16 protein-coding genes are annotated in these 20,403 nt (G+C 43.7%); 12 read left to right on the forward strand and 4 right to left on the reverse strand.

Annotation, left to right across the window (positions count from 1 at the left end):
* Nucleotide 1 precedes the first annotated feature (1 nt).
* Nucleotides 2-1,663, forward strand: coding sequence for a formylmethanofuran dehydrogenase subunit A (locus tag B3V56_RS13050; RefSeq protein ID WP_289284387.1), 1,662 nt, complete (start codon nt 2-4; stop codon nt 1,661-1,663).
* Nucleotides 1,664-1,845: 182 nt separating this feature from the next.
* Here the strand turns inward: B3V56_RS13050 and B3V56_RS13055 are convergent, their stop codons facing one another.
* The 3 genes from B3V56_RS13055 to B3V56_RS13065 form a co-directional block, all read right to left on the reverse strand.
* Complete coding sequence (locus B3V56_RS13055) at nt 1,846-2,970, reverse strand: PQQ-dependent sugar dehydrogenase (protein ID WP_289284388.1); 1,125 nt, start codon at nt 2,968-2,970, stop codon at nt 1,846-1,848.
* 21 nt (nt 2,971-2,991) lie between these two features.
* Entirely contained in the window at nt 2,992-4,608 is a 1,617-nt protein-coding gene (locus B3V56_RS13060) for a protein adenylyltransferase SelO (RefSeq protein ID WP_289284389.1), read from the reverse strand.
* A 66-nt stretch (nt 4,609-4,674) separates the two neighbouring features.
* Nucleotides 4,675-5,694 carry a metal-dependent hydrolase gene (locus B3V56_RS13065; RefSeq protein WP_289284390.1) on the reverse strand — a complete coding sequence of 340 codons (1,020 nt, stop codon included), beginning with the start codon at nt 5,692-5,694 and terminating at the stop codon, nt 4,675-4,677.
* Nucleotides 5,695-5,839: 145 nt separating this feature from the next.
* Between B3V56_RS13065 and B3V56_RS13070 the strand changes: the two genes are divergently transcribed.
* The 3 genes from B3V56_RS13070 (at nt 5,840) to B3V56_RS13080 (ending at nt 9,766) form a co-directional block, all read left to right on the forward strand.
* A complete protein-coding gene (locus B3V56_RS13070) occupies nt 5,840-7,432 on the forward strand; it encodes a tetratricopeptide repeat protein (protein WP_289282119.1) in 1,593 nt (530 codons plus the stop codon).
* A gap of 33 nt (nt 7,433-7,465) precedes the next feature.
* Nucleotides 7,466-9,184, forward strand: coding sequence for a PglL family O-oligosaccharyltransferase (locus tag B3V56_RS13075; protein ID WP_289284391.1), 1,719 nt, complete (start codon nt 7,466-7,468; stop codon nt 9,182-9,184).
* A gap of 162 nt (nt 9,185-9,346) precedes the next feature.
* Entirely contained in the window at nt 9,347-9,766 is a 420-nt protein-coding gene (locus B3V56_RS13080; RefSeq protein ID WP_289244710.1) for a pilin, read from the forward strand.
* A 68-nt stretch (nt 9,767-9,834) separates the two neighbouring features.
* Here B3V56_RS13080 and metG read toward each other — a convergent pair whose 3' ends face one another.
* Complete coding sequence (gene metG, locus B3V56_RS13085) at nt 9,835-11,862, reverse strand: methionine--tRNA ligase (RefSeq protein ID WP_289282121.1); 2,028 nt, start codon at nt 11,860-11,862, stop codon at nt 9,835-9,837.
* A gap of 176 nt (nt 11,863-12,038) precedes the next feature.
* Between metG and B3V56_RS13090 the strand changes: the two genes are divergently transcribed.
* The 8 genes from B3V56_RS13090 (at nt 12,039) to speA (ending at nt 20,387) form a co-directional block, all read left to right on the forward strand.
* The gene (locus tag B3V56_RS13090) at nt 12,039-12,542 is read left to right on the forward strand and encodes a hypothetical protein (protein WP_286304383.1); all 504 of its coding nucleotides are present in this window, start codon (nt 12,039-12,041) and stop codon (nt 12,540-12,542) included.
* Nucleotides 12,543-12,544: 2 nt separating this feature from the next.
* Nucleotides 12,545-13,129, forward strand: coding sequence for a succinate dehydrogenase (locus tag B3V56_RS13095; RefSeq protein WP_289282122.1), 585 nt, complete (start codon nt 12,545-12,547; stop codon nt 13,127-13,129).
* Nucleotides 13,129-15,069 carry a fumarate reductase/succinate dehydrogenase flavoprotein subunit gene (locus B3V56_RS13100; RefSeq protein WP_289284392.1) on the forward strand — a complete coding sequence of 647 codons (1,941 nt, stop codon included), beginning with the start codon at nt 13,129-13,131 and terminating at the stop codon, nt 15,067-15,069. The genes B3V56_RS13095 and B3V56_RS13100 overlap by 1 nt, the downstream gene beginning before the upstream one ends.
* Complete coding sequence (locus tag B3V56_RS13105; protein WP_289282124.1) at nt 15,066-15,794, forward strand: succinate dehydrogenase/fumarate reductase iron-sulfur subunit; 729 nt, start codon at nt 15,066-15,068, stop codon at nt 15,792-15,794. Before B3V56_RS13100 ends, B3V56_RS13105 begins: the two co-directional genes overlap by 4 nt.
* A gap of 54 nt (nt 15,795-15,848) precedes the next feature.
* Complete coding sequence (locus tag B3V56_RS13110) at nt 15,849-16,361, forward strand: ATP-dependent zinc protease (RefSeq protein ID WP_286304387.1); 513 nt, start codon at nt 15,849-15,851, stop codon at nt 16,359-16,361.
* On the forward strand, nt 16,361-17,266 hold the full coding sequence (rimK, locus tag B3V56_RS13115) for a 30S ribosomal protein S6--L-glutamate ligase (RefSeq protein ID WP_286304388.1): 906 nt from the start codon (nt 16,361-16,363) through the stop codon (nt 17,264-17,266). The genes B3V56_RS13110 and rimK overlap by 1 nt, the downstream gene beginning before the upstream one ends.
* 4 nt (nt 17,267-17,270) lie before the next feature.
* Nucleotides 17,271-18,323 (forward strand): succinylglutamate desuccinylase/aspartoacylase family protein, encoded by a 1,053-nt coding sequence (locus B3V56_RS13120; RefSeq protein WP_289244714.1) that lies wholly within the window; start codon nt 17,271-17,273, stop codon nt 18,321-18,323.
* Between the two features lie 117 nt (nt 18,324-18,440).
* Nucleotides 18,441-20,387 carry a biosynthetic arginine decarboxylase gene (gene speA, locus B3V56_RS13125; protein ID WP_289282890.1) on the forward strand — a complete coding sequence of 649 codons (1,947 nt, stop codon included), beginning with the start codon at nt 18,441-18,443 and terminating at the stop codon, nt 20,385-20,387.
* Nucleotides 20,388-20,403 lie beyond the last annotated feature (16 nt).

The raw sequence follows: 20,403 nt of genomic DNA on the forward strand, positions 1-20,403 counted from the left end.
TATGTATTCTTGTATCAAAAATGCCCGTGCCTTTGACCCTGTTCAGAATTGGAATGGCGAGATTCGTGATATCTGGTTCAAAGAGGACAGAATTTGTGACACACCAGACTTAGATCAACAGCAGAAAGCCAGCATCTATGATGTGAAGGGTGACATTGTGATGGCCGGTGGCATTGATATACACAGTCATATTGCTGGAGGTAACGTCAACACAGCTCGGTTATTGCTGCCAGAGCAGCATCGTAATCATTTGATGCGACAAGCTGTCACACCTTTCTCTAATGCGCGCTGGTCGTCGTTCGAAACCGGTTATAAATACACTGAGATGGGCTATAGCATGGTTGTTGAACCAGCGATGTTGCCTGTTAATGCACCACAAGTGCATGCCGAATTTGCTGATATTCCTATTATCGATACGGCGGCTTTAGCCATCCTAGGTAGTGATGATTTATTGGTGAATTTAATCCGTGCTGGTGCGGGCCAGTCACAAATTAATGATTATGTGGCCTGGACGCTACATAAAACAAAAGCCCTAGGCTTAAAAGTGATTAACGCCGGTGGATCACAAGCATTTAAAGAGGGTGCCGAAACTTTTGATTTAGATGATGTTTTAAGTGATTACGGCATTTCATCACGTCAGTTATTACAAACCTTGCAGACTGCTGCTGTACAGACTGGATTACCACATCCTGTTCACGTTCATTGTAATAACTTGGGAACGCCAGGCAACATCCAGACGATTGTCGATACGATGGAAGCGGCGCAGGGATTGCCAATGCATCTGGCGCATGTGCAGTTTTATGGCTATGGCAATGAAGGTAAGTTTGGTTTTTCTTCCGCTGCAGCTCAGTTGATGGCAGCATTTAATCGTTATCCGAATATTACGATGGATGTCGGGCAGGTGCTATTTGGTCAAACGGTGACTTTGTCAGGTGACGTCATGGCACAGTTTGCTCGTCGTGGCGATGCCAGTCCCAATAAATGGCACGTCTGGCATGCAGAGAATGAGGGCAGTGGTGGTATCGTGCCTTATCAATACAAACAAACCAGCTTTGTGAATGGCTTGCAGTGGGCGATTGGCCTGGAGATATTTTTACTATCAGAAGATCCATGGCGATTATTTTTTACTACTGATCATCCAAATGGTGCGCCATTTACCCGTTATCCAGACTTATTACATTTATTAATGAGTTATGAGTATCGCATGGCTTGTTTGGAAAATCTGCATCCTGAAATCACCGAAATGACCTTATTAAAAGATCTGAAAAAAGAATTCAGTTTGTATGAGATAGCGATTATGACCCGAGCGGCGCCTGCCCGTTTACTGGGGCAGAATGACAGAGGGACGTTACAACCAGGGTCAAGAGCTGACATTGCTGTTTATCGTGAACAAGATGACAAATCGGTTATGTTCCGCCATGCTGAAAAAGTGTTTAAAAATGGTGAGCTTGTACTGAATGATGGTCGTGTAACACAACGCACTAACGGCAGTACTGTGACCGCTTCTGTTGGTTTTAATCAGGAAATTGAACAGACAGTGCAAGATTATTTTGATCGTTTTTACACGATGAAAATCAGTCATTACGGTATCACTGATGCCTTTATGGAAGAGCAGCACAGAGATTATTTAGCGACCAAACTATCAGGCCAATATTCAGCCTGAGCTTAATAAAAAAGGGCATGGTGTGATGCCATGCCCTATGGCGTTTAGGGTGTAGCTATTTGTTATGCCGAACATATCGTGTGGTGATTTTTATCTTTTTTTGATAAAAGAAACCGTTAAAAATAATGCACAGAATCTTAATAGATTAAGATTCTGTGCTGACAACTAAGTCTTGGCTAGCTCTAATTTTCTGCTGAAAGTGCAGGTGAAATTCGATATACAGCGCCAGCATCAGTACTAATGATTAAAGCGCCATCGGGTGCTTCAATGACGTTACGAACTCTGCTGGAGAGCGTGTCTAATAAACGTTGCTCGTCAACGGCTTCGTTGTTCTCATTAAGGCTGACAATATTTAAATGTTGTAAACTGAGTGCGCCTGAAATAAGTTTACCTTGCCATTCAGGAAACAACGTGCCCTGATATTGAATAAGGCTACTTGGGGCGATAGATGGAATATAGGTTTTCACTGGTTGTTCCATACCATCCTGATGTGTGCCATGGCCGACGGAAAGTGGCGCCCAGTATTCTTTGCCGTAAGAAATTTCTGGCCATCCGTAGTTTTTACCGGCTTCGATTAAGTTGATCTCATCACCACCGCGTGGTCCATGTTCAATTTCCCAAAGTTGTTGATTTTGTTGGTTATAAAACAAACCTTGAGGGTTACGGTGGCCATAGCTCCAAATTTCAGGCAGAGCCTTGTCTTGATTAATAAATGGATTATCGGATGCTGCAGTGCCATCCATATTCAGTCGTAAAATGCTGCCGGCATGAGTCATTAAATTTTGTCCGTTTGGACGCTCACCACGATCACCCACAGACAGGAAAATATGGCCTTGACCATCAAAAGTAATACGACCACCATAATGGACGTCGTTGCCTGTACGAGATTGAGTTACCAGTAATTCTTGCCAGTCGATGAGTTTATTGTTATCCAGTTTAGCTCTGGCGAGTGTAGTTGCTCCCTCACCATCAATGTCTTTGGCATGACTGAAATAAATCCAGCCTGTTTTATCAAAGTCCGGCGCGTGTTTAACATCAAATAGACCGCCTTGGCCTTCTACCAGAATATCCTCAGGTAAGCCTTGGATTTCCGTTTTTTGGTGTGTGTCAAAATCGTATTGAAATAACTGACCCTCGCGACTGGTAATAAGTAGGGTTTTGTTATTCAGATAATCCATTCCCCAACCAAGAGAAATATCTGTTGTTAACTTTTCGATGGTCAGGTCTTTATCCCGAGTGATATCTGCAGCGATAAACTGGCTACTGAAAATAAGGGCAAACGCGGAGAGTGTCTTGGCGAGTTTCACTGTCATTTCCTTATTAATTGACTATGAACTACATGAGAGCATGGAACAGCCGGGTTTGTTCCTGGCCCAGTCAGGGCGTTTAGCCGCGTATTGTTCATATTGAGGTTGCTCATCATAGGGATGGCGCATCACATCTAATAGTTCGTTTATGAGACTGGGATCGCCTTGCTCAGCCTTATCAATGGCCAGCTGTGACAAATAATTACGCAACACATATTTCGGGTTGATCGCATTCATTTTGCTCTGTCGCTTGTCATCGCTGATACCGTCTTCCTCAACACGACCAAGATAGGTTCTTAGCCATTGTGCGATATCTTCTTTGTCTGCTTGAGTCAATGCATCCGGTGAGTAAAAAGCCACCATGATGGGCGAAAGAATCTCATCATCTGTTTTGTCTTTATCTTCGATGCGAATATCAGCTAAATGCCGATAAAATAAGGTCATATCGGTTTCGGTGAGCTGCATGATGCGATTCAGTTCTTGATGTAACTCTTCATCAGCTGCGTTAAACGCAGCTAAGCCTAATTTATCTGCGCGCATTTGTTGCCATTTATCCGTGTAGAGCGTGACATAGTCGTTCAGAATGTTTCTCAAGGCTTCAGCATCCTCTATTAAAGGATAGATAGCGTTGGCCATTTGTAATAGGTTCCACTGAGCAATTTGTGGCTGAGCACCAAAGCGATAACGTTTGCCGGTAGCATCAGTGGTATTTGGGGTCCAGTTAGGATCGTAGTCATCAATCCAACCATAAGGGCCATAGTCAATGGTGAGACCAAGAACAGACGTGTTATCAGTATTAAACACACCATGCACAAAACCGACTCGCATCCAGTCCACCACCATATCGGCTGTGCGTTCACACACTTCTTGGAACCAGTCTAAATAGGTTTGCTTACCTGGTGCACCTAAGTGGGGGAAAAAAGACTCGATGGTGTAATCAACCAGTGTTTTTAAGGTTTTAATATCGCCTTGGGCACTGAAGATTTCGTAACTGCCGAGACGTAGAAACGATGGGGCAACCCGACACACCACAGCACCGGGTTCGCTTTGTGGCCGTCCATCGTAAAACATATCCCGAATGACTTCGTCACCAGTCGTTATCAGACTTAATGCACGAGTGGTCGGCACGCCAAGATGGTACATGGCTTCACTACATAAAAATTCTCGCACCGAAGAACGTAACACAGCAAGACCATCAGCAGAGCGTGAATAAGGGGTTTCACCAGAGCCTTTAAGTTGTAAGCTCCAACGTTGACCCGACTCACCCATTATTTCACCAAGATTGAGCGCTCGACCATCACCCAGTTGACCAGCCCAATTGCCAAATTGGTGACCACCATAACATTGGGCATGAGGCTGCATGCCTCTGAGTTTCTGATTGCCTACAAAGACGTTTGTAAATAACCCACTTTGACAATCCTCATCACTCAAGCCAAGTTCATGAGCCATCTCAGTTGAATAAGCCAGCAGCGTAGGGGATGTGACTGTCCTTGGCGTGACATAGGAATAACAGGCACCTAACACTTGTCGCCGGAAATTTTTTGTTTCTGGATCGGCGGGTAAACGCTGAACAAATTGATTATCAAACTGCCAGTTCAGCAGGCCGTTAGTGAAGTTGGTTTCAGTTGTCTGTGTCATGACACCATTACATCAAAATTAACCAATACAGAAAACCTGTTAAAAGTGTTGTTTATAGGTGTTTATCTAGTTCAGCTGTGGATTGAATTCTACAGCCGGATTCCAGATACGTTGCCACACCCAACGCACGCCATCCCGTCGATGACTCTGGGTTGGAAACCGGTTTGGCGTAACGGGCATAAACCGTTGCTGTTGTTTTTCGGCAATTTGAAAGCGGAAAAAATAACTTGGCTCCATACCCATACGTAAGTCTGAAGCAATCACTTGATTACCTTGCAGCTCAAGCTTGAATAAACCACGGGTGAACCAGTTGATGCGTTTATAGCTTGGGTAATGATCCACCTTATCGATGAGTTCGGCACCACGTGGGTATGTCTTTAAAATGATGGGCTGATTCCCTTCTAATAAAGAGTGAAACCCTTCGTAGTAATGAGCATCATTGACGGCAACCACTCGCCACAAAATTGTGTTAAACGCCGTCGCTGAAACTTGCATGTGGTCAATCTCGATACCTTGTTCTTTGAAAGCTGTTTCAGCTTCGTGTTCCACCCACTGCTGAGCAAATACTCCCCACGTCAGATATAAGCAACTAAACCCAAAGGTGTAACGCATCAGTTTGTGACTGAACGGTTTATCAGGGGAAAGTAACACTGCCAAAATCCCTATTAATAGGGGTATAGAGTAGGTGGGATCGATAATAAACACGCTGCCACCAGAGACCGGGCTTGGCATGAGCGGCCAGAATAACTGCGTGCCATAGACGGTCAGGCCATCAAGAGCGGAATGAGTTGTCAAAGCTAACCAGGTAAGGAGAAACCATGTAAGGTAGCTAAACGTTTTATTCCGGTCGAAACGATGGAATAACATAGCTAGTAAAGGAGCAATAGCTGTCTGCACAAACCAGGAGTGTGTCCAGCTACGGTGTAAAGTCATGGACGCTAAATCGGTTTCATGAGGAATGAAAATATCTAAATCAGGTAATACAGCTATCGCTGCTCCCCATAACACCGCTTTTCGTGGGGCTTTTTTACCCGCGACCATATACCCTACGGCGCCACCGAGTAAAGCTTGTGTTACTGTATCCATCTGATTTCTTTAACCTTAAAGTAAATGAGTCAATGACTGTGAGGTTTGATGCTTAATCAAGTGTTGCGGGAAGAAATTCCCTACGCTACATTCAACTGCTTTAAATGATACCTCTAACCGCTGAATTCAAGACCCTGAGCTCAACATGAAAAAAAATGCCTCATTAAGACAAGTATCTCAAGCTGAAATTCAACCCATTGTGAATGCTTTGAATTCTGGCCAGCTAGCAGTAGCAGAATCAATGGCGAAGAAATTGTTAAAGCAGTTTCCTAACGCTTTTGTCTTGCATAACTTGTACGGTAATGCTCTCGCCGGACAAAATAAAACCAAAGAGGCTGTCGACGCTTTTCGCAAAGCGATAAAAATTGATCCCAGTATTGCTGAGATGCATTTTAATGTGGCAGCGCTGCTGACCAATATGAATCGTCATGAAGAAGCCATTCAAAGTTATAAAAAAGCCGTTAGTATCAAACCTGGTTTGGTCGACGCTTATTATAATATGGGCATTGCTCATCAAGCCTTAAAACAATATCCCCAAGCAAGTCAGAATTATCAAAAAGCCATCGATCTGGAACCAGGCTTTTATGAAGCCATAGTGAACTTGGGGGTTGTTTTACAAGAGCAGGGCATGTTGGTTGAAGCTATCGACACATACAAGCGGGCACTGGCCATTCATTCGGATGCTCAGATTTACTTCAACCTAGGCACAGCCTACAAAAACCAAGGCAAATTAGGTGAAGCCATTACTGCGTATAACAAAGCATTAGAACTCAACCCGAATTATGCAGATGTGCATCGTAGTGTGGGTGAAGTGTTACGCGATCAAGGCCGCTATGAAGAATCCGTTGCTGCCTATAAACGGGCTTTAGAACTCAATCCTGATTTACCGATGGCAAACTATAGTTTGGCGGTTTACCTTTATGATAGTGGTGATTTGCAGGGTGCCTTGGAACATTTTCAACGCTCACAATATGCTGACTGGCAGGAGCGTTCTTTATACTGTCTGTATAAAACAGGGCAGTTTGAGGAGTTTAAAAACGGCCTTGATGCATTAAAACGCAGTAAAGATAACTCGCCATTTTTAGCCACGCTGGCTGGTCATTATGCTGAAAACTTTGGCACCGAGAATGATTACAACTTCTGTAAAAATCCACTGGACTTTGTGTTTCATACTGAAATACCTGAGATAAAAAACAATACTGTGTTTTTAAATCAGCTTTTACAAGATATTCATACCTGCGATGTGGATGAAAAGTCGCAGGGAAGACTCTACAACGGTGTGCAATCTTCTGGGAATTTATTTAAACGCCCTGAAGCCTCCTTCCGACAACTGGCTGAATATGTCGCTCAGGCAGTGGAACGGTATCGTCAAACATTTGCAGGTGAAAACTGCCAGTTTGTGAAAGGGTTCCCTAAAACTACCGAGTTCGCCAGCTCCTGGTATGTGAAAATGAAAAGTGGCGGTCACCTGACTTCCCATATTCATGAGGAAGGTTGGGTCAGTGGTTCGCTGTACTTGTCATTACCAAAAAATAAGCAGCACGAACATGAAGGTAGTATTGAGCTAAGCACGCATGGTGACGATTACCCAAAAAAACACGACAACTTTCCCACAAAGACTATTGCTCCAGAAGTAGGTGACTTGGTGATGTTTCCCTCATCCTGCTTCCATCGCACCATTCCATTCAGCTCAGATGAGGAACGTATTTGTATTGCGTTTGATTTGAAGCCAATGTGAATTGAATAAATAAAGCCAAAAGGATATTGCACAATGCAAAACCAATCTTTATCGCCCAGCAGAATTCTTGAAGGTCTGCTGTTTTTATTATTTGTTATTTCGCCGTTTTACATTACATCGAGTATTGGTGGTACGGGTTTTGATTTACCGTTTAATATTTCGGTTTGGTTTGCTGCAACATTGGTTATTGGTTATATGCTCTGGCATATCGCCAGTAGTGACACGATTACTCTACCCAAAAATTACCTTTATCTATTGATGTTGCCAGCCGGCATTTTATTATCGGCTGTCATAGCGGGTGTGGTTGAGCCTGTGACTTGGTTATTCAGAATTTTATACATCCTTGCAGGCGTTATTTTTCTGTTTGGTTTGTTTCAGTTCAAAAGCTTGTCTATTGAGCGTGTGCTGTTTTTTATTGTTCTATCGGGTTTGTTCATTTCTCTGTATGGGATAGTTCAAATGCACCCCTTGCAAGCTAGTGACGAAAACTCGATAACAAGTACCAAAACTTTATTGCCTACGACGATTTTCCAGCAGGTGAATGTTACAGCTAGCTATCTAGCTACAACATTATTAATTGCTATTTATCTACTGTTTATATCACTAGAAAATACAAAAAAAACAATCCAAGCATTTCTCTATGTATCTATGACATTGAGTACCTATGTCTTAGTATCATCGGGCTCTAGACTTGGGTTACTTTCTTTAGCATTGGGGCTGATTTTCCTCACTATAGGATTGGCAAAAACACTAAGGAAAAATAAAACAAAACTCCTTGGCGTGATTGTCTTGTTGTCAGTGGGCTCAGTAACATCATATGTATTGTTTTCTGGTCCGTCTGGCTTGAATAAAACTGTTGATAAGACATATGGCTTAGTTAAGGCAAACAACTCAGAAGCTAGGGTGGTTATCTATGGTGCTGCTCTGGATTCCATTCAATCATCACCTGTTTTTGGGCATGGTATCGGGAGTTATAAAAGTGAGTGGTTAAATCATTCAGCTGAGTTGTATCCAAAGTATCCAAATGTTGAGCATATGCCATACACGCTTGGCCACCCACACAATGAAATTCTGATGTGGGCGATTGAGGGGGGGGCGATAGCCGTTATTGGTATTCTGATAGCGTTAGTTTCAACACTATGGTCTGTAGCAAGGTTTTATGGGTTAACAAGTTTCGCCTATTTTTCATTGTTGTTACCCATATCTACGCATAACATGCTTGAACTGCCATTTTATATTTCATCATTACACTGGTTCGTGTGGTTATTTCTTATTTTTGTTGCACTAAAAGCCATATCTACTGATAAAAGTAATCAACTTAGTCTGAAGGCAAAGCATTCTATCCGGGGTATTACATTTGTATTTGGCCTTACTTCATTAATATTTTTATTACAAACAGCCTCGGCACAAAAAGATATCACTGATTATGTCTATGGTCGCTCAACTGATAAGCCACTTCAGCAGGCATTGATAAATCCTTATTTTCAAGCTGATGCCAGAGCGATGGCGAACCGTAGCGTGCTCTACTATGCAATTAAAAATGACGATAAACAGAAAATCACCCAACTACTCAATCAGTTTCAACAGGAATTAGATATTAATCCTGACTTAAAACTATTTGAAGATGTCATTAACGGCTTTGAGGCGTTAGAGGCTAAACAACAAAGTTGTTTAGTTGCTGAACGTGCATTAAAGATTTATCCATGGAATGGTGGCTTAAAGAAATATTTAGCAACCTGCTCAAGAAAGTGACATAAAGTGTCACTTTCTGACACTGGCTAACATATGTAATAAATAAGTAATTCAATCTATTTCTATAAGTGTATGAAAAATCAATGGAAGTACAGTTGGCACAATAACTGTATTAGTGAAGTTTAAGCGTAGTGCTTACATCAAAAGATACGGAGATAAAACATGAAAAAAGTCCAACAAGGTTTTACATTAATTGAGTTGATGATCGTCATTGCGATTATTGGTATTTTGGCTGCAATTGCATTACCTGCTTATCAACAGTACACGCAAAAAGCACGTTACACGGAAGTAGTCATGGCAGCTACTGCTGTTAAAACAGCTGTTGAAACATGTGCTCAAGTCAATAATGGTTTTGCTAGCTGTGCGGCTGGTAGTAATGGTGTTCCTGCTAACATGGCTGCTGGTACAGACCCTACTCAAATGGTTGACAATGTTGTTTGGAATAATGGTGCAGGAACAATTGTTGTGACACCTAATGCAGTGGGTGGTATTACTGCTGCAGATACGTTTACTATGACTGGTAACTTTGCTAATGGAACAACTACTTGGACTACTGTTTGTGCGAGAGCCGAGTTATGTTAATGGCTTCACTAAGCTGACTTAAAAAAGCCCCGCAATGCGGGGCTTTTTTTCGTCTGTACTAAGTGAGATTACTTCACTCTCATCCCAGGCTGAGCGCCATTATCTGGATTTAAGATAAATAAATCCTTTCCACCTGGTCCTGCAGCCAAGACCATCCCTTCTGATAAACCAAAACGCATTTTACGTGGCGCTAGATTGGCGACCATCACGGTTAATTTACCGATAAGGTCTTCTGGAGAATAGGCTGATTTAATGCCTGCAAACACCTGACGTTCACCTAAGCCAATATCTAAGGTGAGTTTAAGCAATTTATCTGCACCTTCCACATGCTCTGCATTGACGATTTTGGCAATGCGTAAATCGATCTTGGCGAAATCATCAAATTGGATTTCATCAGCTATCGGATCAATATTCGTATTGCTTGTAGTTTGCTTTTCTGCTGGTTTTGTTTCTGTCATATTTTCTTTTGATTCTTCAATGATCGCATCGATTTTTTCTTTTTCGATACGTGTCATCAACGGTGTGAATTTATTTATCGTATGACCAAGCAGTGGCGATGCAATATCAGTCCAGTTCAATGGTTCGATATTAAGGAAGGCTTCAGCTTGTTCAGCCGTTTTTGGTAATACTGGTTTTAAATAAGCGATTAACACACGGAATAAATTAATGCCCATGCTGTAAATGGCCTGGACTTCTTGTTCTTTGCCTTCTTCTTTGGCCAGCGCCCACGGCTTCATTTCATCGATATATTGGTTAGCCCGATCAGCTAAAGCCATAATTTCACGCATGGCCTGACCAAACTCACGTTTTTCATAGCGTTCTGCTATCAACTCAGCTTGATTGGTGAAGCTTTCAAACAAGGCTACATCAGCCAATGAATCAGTTAACTGACCATCACATTTTTTACTCAGATAACCCGCACAGCGACTGGCAATATTGACGACTTTACCGACTAAGTCAGCATTAATTCGGGTTTGGAAGTCTTCCAGACTTAAATCGATATCATCAATGCCACTACCGAGTTTGGCTGCAAAATAATAACGTAAATATTCTGGATCCAGATGATTCAAATAGGTACGTGCTTTAATGAAGGTACCCCGAGATTTCGACATTTTTTTGCCATCGACAGTCAGGAACCCATGCGCATAGATATTATCCGGCTGACGGAAACCCGCGCCTTCTAACATGGCAGGCCAGAATAGGGCGTGGAAATAGATAATATCTTTACCAATGAAGTGCACCATCTCAGTGTTGTTGCCGGGCTTCATAAACTCATCAAAATCCACACCTGTACGATCACAGAAGTTTTTGAAACTGGCTAAATAACCAATCGGTGCATCCATCCATACGTAAAAGAATTTATTATCCGTATCTGGAATTTCAAAACCGAAGTAGGGGGCATCACGTGAAATGTCCCAGTCTTGCAAACCACTATCAAACCATTCGCTGAGTTTACGTGTGACTTCAGGCTGTAGATGGTCGCTATTAGTCCATTCTTTTAGTGTTTTTTCAAAGTTACCGAGTTTGAAAAAATAGTGTTCTGATTCTTTGGTAATAGGGGTGGCACCTGATACAGCAGACACCGGATTTTTGAGTTCAGTGGGTTCATAAGTGGCACCACAGACTTCACAGTTATCACCATATTGATCCGCTGCACCACATTTTGGGCATTCGCCTCGAATAAACCGATCGGGTAAGAACATTTCTTTTTCTGGATCGTAGGCTTGGCTAATGGTTCTGGCTTCAATATGACCCGCATCTCGGTTAGCTAAATAAATCTGACTGGCTAAGGCTCGGTTTTCGTCACTGTGGGTACTATGAAAGTTATCAAAACCAATATTGAACTCAGAAAAGTCAGCCTGGTGCTCTTTACTGACATCGCTAATCAGCTGTTCAGGCGAAATACCTTCATTTTGTGCACGCAGCATAATCGGTGTGCCATGCGCATCATCTGCGCAGACGTAATAACATTGATTGCCACGCATTTTCTGGAAACGAACCCAGACGTCAGTTTGGATGTATTCCACCATGTGGCCCAGATGAATTGAACCATTGGCGTAGGGAAGAGCGCTGGTGACCAGAATTTTTCTTTGCATGAGTGAACCGAAATTAACCGTGATAAAAGCCATAAAAGATACCAGAATTAGGGTGTTTACACCATGTAAACATCCGCTTTCTCTCGCTGTTTCATCGTAATATTGAAATGCATCAGTCTTTGCATTAGATTGGAGTTAACACTGCTTGTGTTACGTCTGCCATTTCGGGGTAATTAATGGATCTTCATCTACATAATATTCATGCTGATTCGGTTGAGCTGGCACTGGAAAAAGCACGCCAATATCGTTCACTTGCTGAGCCTGAGATTGCCGAAAGTATTTGTCTGGATATTTTGCATATCGAGCCTGATAACCAAAAAGCCATCGTGCTCTACATACTGGCCTTAAGTGACCAGCTACATCATGCCGGTAAAAAGACGCAAGTAAAGTCGATTGAAGAAGCCATTGAAAAGTTACAAAGTCGCTATCAACAGTTTTATTACACGGGGCTCCTTCATGAGCGCCGCGCCAGGTTTATGCTGACTCAAAGTATGGCCAGAGTGTTTGCTTATGATTATTTTATCGAAGCGCTACAGTTTTATCAGAAGGCGGAAAAAATACGTCCCGAACATAATGATGAGGCTACACTACGTTGGAATAGCTGTATCCGAACCATTGAAAAAGAAAACCTGAAACCGCGACCTGACAGCAAGGATGCCAGACTGGATATGGAAAGCTGAGCATGACGTTATTACAGATACAAAAACGCACCATGACCATTGCAGGAACGGTATTAAGCGTTTATCTCCTGTTTCATATGTTGTCCAATCTCAGTTTCTTTTTTGGTGATAGCTTTAACCAGTTTTATCAGATTTATAATTCAGCCTGGATACGTTGGCCAGTGTTAGCCATCGTATTGATTTGTTTGTGGGTTCATGTTCGGGCAGCAGTCAATATACGCCGTAAAAACAGTCATGCCAGACAGGTTAGTTATAAAAAACACGATAAGTTTCATATACCCGCTTCCCTGGTGACCTTAAGCATTATCCTCTTATTCCTATTTATTATCGTTCATATTCTGCAGTCTTTGTATGTGAATCCATTTGATGTCAGAGCGTCTTTGCTCGACTGGTTCAGCTCTCCATTCATCACACTGTTTTATCTGATGGGCGTGTTTATATTAACGATGCATTTACAGCATTCATTGATTAATGTTCTTCAAACCTTAGGGATTTCATCCAAAATGCACCATATTGCTATTCATTCGGCAGTGGCTGTGTTGGCACTGGGTTTTGTTTCTATTCCTGTTTATGTGTGGTTAGTGTGATGAATGAGTTTGAATTAGATAGTCATGCACCCAAAGGGCCATTACAGGACAGATGGAAGCAACATAAATATAACTCTCGCGTTGTCAGTCCGGCCAACCGCAAAAAATATACAGTCATCGTGGTTGGAACGGGATTGGCTGGGGCTTCTGCTTCTGCCTCATTAGGCGAAATGGGTTTTAATGTAAAAACCTTTTGTTTTCAGGATAGCCCGCGTCGTGCTCATAGTATTGCTGCTCAGGGTGGTATTAATGCGGCCAAAAATTATCAGAATGATGGCGACAGTGTCTGGCGTCTGTTCTACGACACCATTAAAGGCGGCGACTTCAGAGCCAGAGAATCCAATGTTTTTCGTCTAGCCGAATTGAGCACGGCGATCATTGATCAAGCCGTGGCTCAAGGCGTGCCGTTTGCACGTGAATATTCGGGGTATTTAGCCAATCGTTCCTTTGGTGGCGCTCAGGTCTCGCGAACATTCTATGCCAGAGGACAAACGGGTCAGCAGCTCTTACTCGGTGCTTATCAGGCGATGAGTAGACAGATTGCAGAAGGAACGATTACTCACCGTTCACGCTGTGAAATGCAAGAGCTCATAATGGATGGTGACAGGGCTATCGGTATTGTGACCCGTGATTTAGTGACAGGTGAATTGGAAAGTCATCTTGCTGATTGTGTGGTGCTCTGTACCGGTGGCTACAGTAATGCTTTTTATTTATCTACTAATGCCAAAGGTTGTAACACCTCTGCGATTTGGCGAGCCCACAAAAAAGGCGCTTTGTTCGCTAATCCTTGCTTTACCCAGATTCATCCTACCTGTATTCCACAACATGGTGAGTTACAGTCCAAACTGACATTGATGAGTGAATCGCTACGCAATGATGGTCGTGTGTGGGCACCAAAAAACAAAGCGGATTGTGATAAACGGCCAGAAGATATTCCTGAAGAGGATCGCGATTACTTTCTCGAACGAATGTATCCGTCGTTTGGTAATTTGGTGCCACGGGATATTGCCTCTCGAGCAGTGAAGTTAATCTGCGATGAAGGCCGTGGGGTCGGCTTTGAAATTGAAGGGAAAAAACTGGGCGTCTATCTTGATTTTGCTCAGGCTATCAAAAAGCAGGGATTAGCTGCCGTCGAAGAAAAGTACGGCAACCTGTTTGAAATGTATCAGCGTATAACTGCTGAGAACCCTTATGAAACCCCTATGCGAATCTATCCCGCTGTGCATTACACCATGGGGGGGTTGTGGGTGGACTATAACTTAATGACAACGATTAATGGCTTGTTTGCCGGTGGCGAAGCGAATTTCTCAGATCACGGTGCGAACAGGTTGGGCGCAAGTGCACTGATGCAGGGGCTGGCGGATGGTTATTTTATTTTGCCGACCACGGTAGCGGATTTTTTAGCGAAACAGAAACCCATCAAGGCAGAGCAGTATTCCAGTCAGATTGATGAAGCGATGGCGTCAGCCAAAACTCGTATCAACCGTTTGATGAATGCGCCGGAACCATCAATCACGCCTGATGAATTTCATCGGCAACTTGGTCAGATTCTCTGGCATGCCTGTGGCATGGCGCGAACCAAGTCTTCACTTGAAGAAGCGATTAAAGACATACAAGCTCTGCGTCAGCAATTCTGGCAAAAAGTTAAAATATCAGGCTCGGAAGAGGGATTAAACCAAACGTTAGAGCGTGCAGGTCGTGTGGCCGACTTTTTTGAATTGACGGAATTGATGTGTATTGATGCGCTGGACAGGGAAGAATCTTGTGGCTGCCATGCACGTGAAGAACACCTTACAGAGGAGGGTGAGGCCAAACGAAACGATATGGATTATTCCTACGTGGCGGCATGGCAGTATAGTGGTGATGTCAGTCACCCAACGCTTTATCGTGAATATCTGCATTTTGATTTTGTTCGACCCAGCATAAGAAATTACCAATGATTTTTAAACTGAATATCTGGCGACAATCCGGACCCGATAAAAAGGGTGATTTCAAATCGTATGAAATTGAGGCGAGTGAAGACTCCTCGTTTCTGGAAATGATGGATGCACTAAATGATAAGCTGACACTACAAGGTGAAGATCCGGTGGCATTCGACTTTGATTGCAGGGAAGGGATTTGTGGATCCTGCAATCTTGTTATCAATGGCACATCGCATGGTAAACAACAGGCAACAACAACCTGTCAGCAATACATGCGGGATTACAAAGATGAAAAAGAACTGTGGATTGAGCCCTGGCGAGCCACTGCTTTCCCCATTATCAAAGATCTCATCGTCGATAGAAGTGCCTTTGATCGTATTATTCAGGCTGGCGGTTATATTCCTATCCGGACAGGTTCGGCCTGTGAAGCGAATACTTTACCGATAGAGAAGCACGTTGCCGATGAGGCATTTGATGCAGCTACCTGCATTGGCTGTGGTGCTTGTGTCGCAGTCTGTCCAAATGCCTCAGCTACATTATTTGTAGCAGCAAAAATTGCACATTTGTCGGTTTTGCCTCAAGGACAAATGGACAAACAACGTCCCGCAAAATTATTGCACGCAATGGAAGAAGAAGGTTTTGGTAGTTGTAGTAACTATCGAGAATGTGAGCGTGTTTGCCCTAAAGAGATCAAGGTCAGCGCTATTACCACAATGAACCGTCTGCTTTATCAGAATCGTTGACGCATTCTGCCCAGTGCTATCATTAATCCTAGCAAAACAAACGGCTGATATCTGATGACAGAAGATAAAAACGAACCTATCGCCAACGACCCTATCATTGTAGGTTGGCGAGAGTGGCTTAGTTTACCTCAACTTGGTTTGAATCGAATTAAAGCGAAAGTGGACACGGGGGCCAGAACGTCTGCCATCCACGCCTTCTCAGTAGAAGAATTTGAGCAAGAGCAGCAACTGTGGGTGCGATTTGGCGTTCATCCTAATCAAGGTGATACTGACACTATTAAATGGTGTGAAGCGATAGTCATTGATCAGCGCAATGTGACGGATTCTGGAGGGCATACTGAAAAACGTTATGTGATTCAGACTGAGGTATCTCTGGGCAATCAACAATGGCCTATAGAAGTCACTCTGACAAACCGCGATAATATGCTGTTTAGAATGCTGTTGGGTCGAACCGCTATGACCGCCGGCAATCTTATTGTCAATCCTGCCATGTCATTTATGACTGGCCAAAGTGTTCAGGAGCATGATGAACAGCCTGTTAAAGAATTTTTTGATGGAGAAAGCTGATGAAAATCGCCGTTCTTTCTCGTAACCCCAAGTTATATTCAACGCGTAGACTGGTTGAGGCAGCAGAGGCGCGAGGTCATGAAGTACATGTATTGGACGTACTTCGATGCTACATGAACATTACCTCGCTAAAACCTGAAGTGCATTACAAAGGGGAAATTCTGACAGGTTATGATGCTGTCATTCCACGAATTGGTGCATCCGTCACTTTTTATGGCACAGCGGTGCTTCGTCAATTTGAAATGATGAATGTTTATCCGCTTAATGAGTCAGTGGCTATCAGCCGCTCACGAGATAAATTGCGCGCGCTTCAATTATTATCCAGAAAAGGCATTGGTTTGCCTGTGACAGGCTTTGCGCATCGTCCGGATGATGTAGACGACTTAATAAAAATGGTCGGTGGCGCGCCGTTGGTGATTAAGTTGCTGGAGGGGACACAAGGTATTGGTGTGGTACTGGCCGAAACTGAAAAAGCCGCGGAAAGTGTTATTGAAGCCTTCATGGGCATGAAAGCCAATATCCTGGTGCAGGAATTTATCAAAGAAGCTGGCGGTGCCGATATTCGCTGTTTTGTGGTCGGTGATAAAGTCGTTGCATCAATGAAACGTCAGGGAAAAGAAGGCGAATTTCGTTCTAATCTGCATCGTGGTGGTAGTGCTAACTTGATCCGTATTTCACCCTTAGAGCGAGCCACGGCTGTGCGTGCTGCGAAAACTATGGGCTTGAATGTCTGTGGTGTCGATTTACTGCGTTCAAATCACGGTCCGGTTGTGATGGAAGTGAATTCATCACCGGGACTGGAAGGTATTGAGAACGCAACCGGTAAAGATATTGCCAGCATGATCATCGATTTTATCGAGAGAAATGCCCGTTCTGGTAAAACAAAAACCCGGGGTCGAGGCTAAGCGCATGTCTGACGTTTTAGTTCTGGCTGGCGAGGAAGTCAGATTAGGGCAAAGTAAGATTATCGATGTGCCTTTGCCTGACCTTTATATGCAGACTGCGTTGAGCATGCCTGTGCACGTCATACGTGGGCGTCGCAAAGGCCCGATTCTGTTTGTATCAGCCGCCGTGCATGGTGACGAAATCAATGGCGTTGAAATTATTCGCAGGTTGGTGAAAAGTAAGAGTTTAAAAGGTCTGAAAGGCACCATCATCGCGATTCCCGTGGTTAATGTGTATGGCTTTCTCAATCAATCCCGTTACTTACCAGACAGACGCGATCTGAATCGCTGTTTTCCTGGTTCAGATGAAGGCTCGCTGGCTGCCCGATTAGCTGACTCATTTATGAAAGAAGTCGTCAGTCAGTGTACGCATGGTATCGATCTCCATACCGCTGCCATTCATCGCGATAATTTACCTCAGATACGAGCTGACTTATCCAATCCTGACGTAGAAATGATGGCTCATGCTTTTGATGCGCCTGTGGTAGTGAACTCGAGTCTGATTCAGGGGTCACTACGTTATGCGGCCGCTTCATATGATGTGCCAGTAATTGTGTATGAAGCTGGTGAAGCTTTACGATTTAATGAAATGGCAATCAGGGCTGGTGTGAAAGGCGTCTTGGCTGTGATGCGTCACATTGGTATGTTGGCAACGACTCGACACAAAAAACGTCAACACGAGCCATTTGTCGCTCGAAGCAGTGTTTGGGTCAGAGCGCCGGAAAGTGGCATCTTCAGAATGCTGGTGCCCATGGGCGCCAGTGTGAACAAAGGAGATTTACTAGGCATGGTGGCTGCTCCCTATGGTAAAGGGGATTCTGAAACAGAGGTGCTGGCGAGCAGTTCAGGTATCGTCATCGGCCGTACCAATATTCCACTAGTGAATGAGGGAGAGGCCTTGTTTCATATCGCAAGGTTTAACAAACCGGACGAAGTGGCTGATAGTGTGCTGGCTTTTCATACGGATTTGGATCCAGCAACAGATACCGCAGTGCCTGATGAATTACCGATAATTTGAGCAGGTGTCACTTTGATGTCATCTCGCCAATGTAATAATTGAAATAATTCTTTGCTTTTTCATTGCAAACTAGTGAAAATCGCGCCCTTTAACTAACCAAGACGGGAATAATCGTCAATGCAGAAAACGCCTTTTCCTACTATCGATAACGAGCTGGATTTAAGTACTGAATGGAGTGCTGAACATAGTGCTCGTTTATATGGAGTCAGGGACTGGGGAAGTGACTATTTTGATGTGTCTGAAGATGGCAATGCGGTTGTCAGCGTGCAGTTTGGTGAGAAAACCATACAAGTGCCCATCATCGATATCGTCAATGGCATGCGTGAACGTGGGCTGGATATGCCGGCCGTTTTACGCATTGAAAATCTGCTCGATCAGCGTATTACTCAGCTTAATGAAGCCTTTTCACGTGCAATAGAAGAAGCAGATTATAAAAATCATTACCGTGGCGTATTTCCAATCAAGGTGAATCAGCAATGTCACGTCATTGAAGAGATTGCGGATTACGGTAGCCGTTATCATCATGGTCTGGAGGCCGGCAGTAAGGCTGAATTAATTATCGCCTTGTCACAGCTACGTGATCACGACAGTCTGATTGTCTGTAATGGTTATAAAGACGAAGAGTTCATTGAGCTTGGTTTGTATGCCCGTCAAATGGGGATCAAGTGTTTCTTTGTTTTGGAAACGGCGATGGAGCTGGATATTATCCTTGAGCGTAGTCGTGCTCTGGGGATTGACCCTCTGATTGGGGTTCGCATTCGTTTGGCTTCTATGGTGGAAGGTCACTGGAATGAAGACAGTGGTGATCGATCTATCTTTGGTTTATCCACCAGTGCTTTATTAGGTGTGGTTGATAAACTCAAGCAAGCGAATATGCTGCATTGCTTGCAGTTATTGCACAGCCATCTCGGTTCTCAAATCCCTAACATTCGTAATATCCGTACCGGTGTTATGGAAGCATGTCGGTTTTACGCGGGCCTAATCGAAGAAGGTGCCCCAATGGGCTACATCGATATGGGCGGTGGTCTGGCTGTTGACTATGAAGGGGCCAGAAGTAACAGCACACACAGCATGAACTATGGTCTGGATGAATATTGCTACAACATCGTTGAAGCTTTACAGGAAAGCCTGGACCCACTCGATATTCCGCATCCGGTCATTATTTCTGAGTCTGGTCGTGCGTTGGTGGCGTACTCATCGATGCTGCTTTTTAATGTATTGGAAGTGCGAGAGCACAAAGCGGAACCGCTCCCAGCTGAAGCGCCAGAAGACAGTCACGATCACATCATTAACTTATTCAGTGTGCTTGACTATGTGAGTCCGGAAAATTTACAAGAGTGCTATAACGACTCTTTGTATTACCGTGATGAAATGCGTGAGTTATTTCATCATGGTCAAGGGACCATTCGTGAACGTGCTTTGGCTGAAAATCTGGCATTGGCCATTCTTGAAAAGATTTCGAATTTGCTGCCACAGGCAAGACGTGTGTCTCAGGAGCTGGAAGCCTTACCAGAACTTTTATCTGATATTTATTATGGTAACTTCAGTTTGTTCCAGTCCTTGCCGGATATCTGGGCCATCGATCAGTTATTCCCGATTATGCCCATACATCGCTTAAATGAAGCCCCCGTCAGAGACGCCGTGTTGGCAGACATGACCTGTGATTGTGACGGTAAGATTGATAACTTTATTTCACCAACGGGCGTGAAGAAAACCTTGCCATTGCATGAGCTTAAAGACGGTGAAGAATATTACTTAAGTGTTTTCCTTGTTGGTGCTTATCAGGAAACGCTAGGCGATTTGCACAATCTGTTTGGCGATACCAATGTCGTCAGTGTGCATATCAACGAAGAAGGCGGCTTTGATTTCCGCCGCGAGTTCCACGGCGACAGTATTGCCGATGTACTGAGTTATGTTGAGTACGACCCTAAACACATGTTAGAACAATTCCGGCGTATCGCTGAAGAAGCTGTGCGAGACGGACGTATTTCGGTGCCTATGCGCCAAAAAATGTTGCATGCTTTTAAAGAAAGTATGCATGGCTATACTTTTTTTGAACGTTAATTGAGACGAGTTAAAG

Origin of the sequence: Methylophaga sp. UBA2513, from assembly GCF_002341285.1 — a bacterium.
GTDB lineage: Bacteria > Pseudomonadota > Gammaproteobacteria > Nitrosococcales > Methylophagaceae > Methylophaga > Methylophaga marina.

Coding starts and splice junctions, on each gene's coding strand:
- B3V56_RS13100 (WP_289284392.1), top strand. CDS start 13,129: ATGAATGAGTTTGAATTAGATAGTCATGCACCCAAAGGGCCATTACAG.
- B3V56_RS13080 (WP_289244710.1), top strand. CDS start 9,347: ATGAAAAAAGTCCAACAAGGTTTTACATTAATTGAGTTGATGATCGTC.
- B3V56_RS13060 (WP_289284389.1), bottom strand. CDS start 4,608: ATGACACAGACAACTGAAACCAACTTCACTAACGGCCTGCTGAACTGG.
- B3V56_RS13095 (WP_289282122.1), top strand. CDS start 12,545: ATGACGTTATTACAGATACAAAAACGCACCATGACCATTGCAGGAACG.
- B3V56_RS13105 (WP_289282124.1), top strand. CDS start 15,066: ATGATTTTTAAACTGAATATCTGGCGACAATCCGGACCCGATAAAAAG.
- rimK (WP_286304388.1), top strand. CDS start 16,361: ATGAAAATCGCCGTTCTTTCTCGTAACCCCAAGTTATATTCAACGCGT.
- B3V56_RS13075 (WP_289284391.1), top strand. CDS start 7,466: ATGCAAAACCAATCTTTATCGCCCAGCAGAATTCTTGAAGGTCTGCTG.
- B3V56_RS13050 (WP_289284387.1), top strand. CDS start 2: ATGTATTCTTGTATCAAAAATGCCCGTGCCTTTGACCCTGTTCAGAAT.
- B3V56_RS13070 (WP_289282119.1), top strand. CDS start 5,840: ATGAAAAAAAATGCCTCATTAAGACAAGTATCTCAAGCTGAAATTCAA.
- speA (WP_289282890.1), top strand. CDS start 18,441: ATGCAGAAAACGCCTTTTCCTACTATCGATAACGAGCTGGATTTAAGT.
- metG (WP_289282121.1), bottom strand. CDS start 11,862: ATGCAAAGAAAAATTCTGGTCACCAGCGCTCTTCCCTACGCCAATGGT.
- B3V56_RS13110 (WP_286304387.1), top strand. CDS start 15,849: ATGACAGAAGATAAAAACGAACCTATCGCCAACGACCCTATCATTGTA.
- B3V56_RS13065 (WP_289284390.1), bottom strand. CDS start 5,694: ATGGATACAGTAACACAAGCTTTACTCGGTGGCGCCGTAGGGTATATG.
- B3V56_RS13090 (WP_286304383.1), top strand. CDS start 12,039: ATGGATCTTCATCTACATAATATTCATGCTGATTCGGTTGAGCTGGCA.
- B3V56_RS13120 (WP_289244714.1), top strand. CDS start 17,271: ATGTCTGACGTTTTAGTTCTGGCTGGCGAGGAAGTCAGATTAGGGCAA.